Annotated in this window: 3 protein-coding genes; all 3 read left to right on the top strand. The window is 61.7% G+C overall.

What is annotated here, in order from left to right:
- On the top strand, positions 1-425 hold a 425-nt coding region (locus RIN13_RS20365; protein WP_309109131.1), incomplete at its 5' end, for an ABC transporter permease subunit.
- The gene (locus RIN13_RS20360) at positions 422-1,345 is read left to right on the top strand and encodes a sugar ABC transporter permease (RefSeq protein WP_309109130.1); all 924 of its coding nucleotides are present in this window, start codon (positions 422-424) and stop codon (positions 1,343-1,345) included. The genes RIN13_RS20365 and RIN13_RS20360, both read left to right, overlap by 4 nt.
- Before the next feature lie 81 nt (positions 1,346-1,426).
- Entirely contained in the window at positions 1,427-3,448 is a 2,022-nt protein-coding gene (locus tag RIN13_RS20355; protein WP_309109129.1) for a glycoside hydrolase family 13 protein, read from the top strand.
- Positions 3,449-3,631: the final 183 nt, after the last annotated feature.

Here is a 3,631-nt window from a genome sequence, read left to right as displayed (position 1 = left end):
TGTGGCTCGGCTTCCCCTACATGTTCCTCGTCTGCACCGGGGCACTGCAGTCGCTGCCCGAAGAACTGGATGAGGCAGCCCGCGTGGACGGCGCCAGCGCGTGGCGGATTTTCCGGTCCATCAAGCTCCCGCTCCTGCTCGTATCCGTGGCTCCGCTGCTGATTTCGACGTTCGCCTTCAATTTCAACAACTTCAATGTCATCTTCATGCTCACCTCCGGCGGCCCGCGGTTCTCCGGAACCACGATGGACATCGGCGCGACAGACATCCTGATCACCATGGTCTATAAGGTCGCCTTCGGCGGCGGCGCCGGCCGGGATTACGGCCTTGCCAGCGCCCTTGCCATTCTCATCTTCATCATCGTGGCGGTTATCTCGGCATGGAGCTTCAAAATGACCAAGTCCCTGGAAGAAGTAAACTCATGACAGTCCGCACCTCGACGCGCAGCATTTCACACCGCAAAACCCTGCCCGCCCGAGGGCCTGACAGCGGCAGAACAGCGTGGGCAAAAAACAAGGGCTGGCGCCATGTCGTTGGAATTGTCACGATCATCTTCGCGCTGTTTCCCCTGCTCTATGTGCTCTCGGCCGCCCTGGACTCAAGCGGGACCCTTGCCGGAAGCAACAGGCTGTTCGGCCAGATCGACTTTGAGAACTTCGCCCAGCTCTTCTCTGACCCTGCCCGCCCCTTCGGGCGATGGTTCCTCAACACACTCTTCATCGGAGCAGTAACGTCCCTGGCCAGCGTGCTGCTGGGGGCCCTCGCTGCCTACGCGTTCTCGCGCATGCGCTTCAAAGGCCGGCGATTCGGCCTGCTAAGCCTCATGCTGCTGCAGCTGTTTCCCCAGCTGCTCGCCATCGTCGCCATCTTCCTGCTGCTCAGTGGCATCTCCGACGTTATTCCGTGGCTGGGCCTGGGAAGCCAGCTCGGACTGATCATGGTCTACTTGGGCGGAGCCCTGGGAGTGAACACCTACCTGATGTACGGCTTCTTCAACACCGTGCCCACGTCCCTTGACGAGGCAGCACGGCTCGATGGCGCCAGCCACGTCCAGATTTTCTTCGGCATCATCCTGCGCCTGGTGACCCCGATCCTGGCCGTGGTCGGACTGCTGTCCTTCATCGGCATCAGCAGCGACTTCATCATCGCCTCCGTCGTACTCCAAGATCCGGATTCGCAGACTCTCGCCGTCGGACTGTATTCCTATGTCGCACAACAGCGCTCCGAAAACTGGGGCGTCTTCGCCGCAGGGTCCGTCCTGGCTGCTCTTCCGGTAATGGCCCTCTTCCTGTTCCTCCAGAAGTACATCACCAGCGGGCTGATTCAGGGCTCCGTGAAGGGATAGGCAGCCGCACCAAGCGCACAACCATACCCTCCTGCCGGGCAGCCACCGATAAAGGCAAGTCCCTGTACAGGATCAGAGCAGATGGAGAATCAAGCGGTGAAGACCGATATCCCCCACCATGACGGTTCATCGCTGTATGTCTCTGACCAGGCGTTGGCCGCGGGCAGCCAGGTACGGCTCCGGATGCGAATCCCGGCCACGTACGGCAGCGTTGACCGCGTTTTCGTTCGTTCCCTCAGAGACGGCGAACCACACTTTGACGAAGCCCACCGGGTCGATGCACCGGACTGCCCGACCCGGTCCGACCACTCCTGGCAATGGTGGGAATGCGTGGTCCTCGCAGTCAATCCCGTGCTCCGGTACCGCTTCCTGATCGAAACCAATCATCTCGGCAGGCCCGCCTGGGAATGGTTGAACGCGGAAGGCCTCTTTGACCGGGAGACCCCCGATTTTCAGGACTTCCGGTTGATCGCCCATGCCCCGGCCCCGGACTGGGTTCACCGCGCAGTGATCTACCAGGTCTTCCCGGACCGCTTTGCCCGTTCCTCAGCCGCCGCCACCCGGCCCACGCCTGACTGGGCGGTCCGCTGCGCCTGGGATGAACCCGTTCAGCCTGCAGGAGAAGCCACACCGCGCCAGCTCTACGGCGGGGACCTCGACGGCATTGCCGAGCATCTCGACCACATTCAGGCCCTCGGGGCCACCGTCCTCTACTTGACTCCCTTCTTCCCCGCCCGCTCCAATCACCGATACGACGCGACGACCTTCACGAAAGTGGACCCCCTGCTGGGCGGAGACGAGGCGCTCATCCGTCTGGTGGACGCCGCACACCACCGCGGGCTACGAGTGATCGGCGACCTCACGGCAAACCATTCAGGCTACGCCCACGAGTGGTTCACAGCCGCGCTTGCGGATCCGCGCTCCCCAGAGGCCGGCTTCTACTATTTCAACGAAGACCACACCACGTACGCCTCGTGGTTCGGCGTGCCCAGCCTGCCAAAATTCAACTGGAACTCACCCGAGTTGCGCCGGCGCTTCATCACCGGAGCATCCTCGGTCATAAGCCGTTGGCTCGCCCCTCCCTTTAACCTGGATGGGTGGCGCATTGATGTGGCAAACATGACCGGCCGCCACGGAACCGACGACATGAACCGCGAAATTGCCACGATGATCAGGCACACGATGCAGTCCATCAAGCCGGATTCCATGTTGCTCGCAGAGTCAACAAATGATGCAGCAGCCGATTTCGACGGTTCAACCTGGCACGGGGCTATGACGTACTCCAACTTCACCCGCCCGCTCTGGCAATGGCTCACGAAAGAGGAAGCTCCGGTCAACTTCTTCGGGACGCCCATTCCCGGTCCCAACCGCATCAGCGCGAAACACTTCGTCCAGACCCACCAAGCCCTGGCCGCGGCCTTTCCCTGGCGCATCCGCACGCAGAACATGAACGCCCTGAATTCCCATGACACTGCCCGGGCAGCCACCGTCATGATCCCGGACGGCCAACTGGTGGGCCTGGCCATGATCTTCACGCTGCCCGGAATCCCGACGCTGTTCGCCGGCGACGAATTCGGCCTCGAAGGGATCAACGGTGAAGACGCCAGAACACCCATGCCATGGGCGGAACCCGAAAAGATACGCGCCGACCTGGGCCCGGGCATCGCCGAGCTCAGCCGACTACGCCGGGAGCTGCCGGCACTGCACGAAGGAAACCTGCGATGGCTGTACGCGGGCGACGACGTGTTGATCTACGTGCGCGAGCACAACGACGTTTGCGTCCTGGTAGCAGCATCCCGAGCTGCATTCGAAGCCGTGGAACTACCCGCATCGCTCATCCATCCCCGTACTGAGAACGCCACGCCATCCCCGTTATGGGGTTGTGGCACTCTTACCGCAAGGAACACAGCGCAATCCACCACCTTCTCAGGTTCCGGACCATCACTGCAGCTCTGGAGACTCCCGGGGATCAAAGCTCCTGCCGGGCAATCCGGATCGCACATCTCCAGTGCCACCCCGAAAGATGACCCCATCGGAGACACCACCAGCGACCTGCCCTGGACGGACCAAGCGCCTCGGCTGCAAGCAACGCAGCATCACTGAACGCACCAACTCACCAACAGCAAAATTCAAGATCAACAGGAAAAGAAGGAACACCCTTGTCCACCACCGCCACTCTGGCAACCTCCTCTGAATCCGAGCGTATGGCCGATCCGAACTGGTGGCGTCAGGCCGCTGTTTACCAGATCTACCCGCGCAGCTTCTCCGACTCCAACGGCGACGGCA

The sequence above is a fragment of the Arthrobacter sp. genome, from assembly GCF_031179985.1.
In the GTDB taxonomy this organism is placed as follows: Bacteria; Actinomycetota; Actinomycetes; order Actinomycetales; family Micrococcaceae; genus Arthrobacter.
Note: the sequence above shows the minus strand (reverse complement) of the source record. Positions and strands in the feature narration are given on the sequence as shown.

Coding starts and splice junctions, on each gene's coding strand:
- RIN13_RS20360 (WP_309109130.1), top strand. CDS start 422: ATGACAGTCCGCACCTCGACGCGCAGCATTTCACACCGCAAAACCCTG.
- RIN13_RS20355 (WP_309109129.1), top strand. CDS start 1,427: ATGGAGAATCAAGCGGTGAAGACCGATATCCCCCACCATGACGGTTCA.